This window comes from Phycicoccus jejuensis (assembly GCF_000720925.1).
Lineage (GTDB): Bacteria > Actinomycetota > Actinomycetes > Actinomycetales > Dermatophilaceae > Phycicoccus > Phycicoccus jejuensis.
Map to the genome: position 1 here is coordinate 1 of NZ_JOEE01000087.1, position 236 is coordinate 236.

A 236-nucleotide genomic window follows, 5' to 3' on the forward strand; every position below is an offset into this window, starting at 1 on the left:
CCGCGCCGGACCGGTTGTGGGTCGCCGACATCACGTACGTCTCGACCTGGTCAGGGTGGGTGTACGTCGCGTTCGTCGTCGACGCCTACGCCCGCCGCATCCTGGGGTGGCGCACCGGCACCAGCATGAGCACCGAACTGGTCCTGGACGCCCTCGAGCAGGCCATCTGGACCCGGCAACGCACCGGCGCCGACCTCGGATCCGTTGTGGCACACAGCGACCGAGGCAGCCAGTAC

The 236-nt window shown here is 69.5% G+C and carries 1 protein-coding gene; it reads left to right on the forward strand.

All coding sequences use genetic code 11. The features are described from left to right. The coding region (locus IG69_RS0119725) for a DDE-type integrase/transposase/recombinase (RefSeq protein ID WP_030529859.1) at positions 1-236 on the forward strand (236 nt) is incomplete at both ends.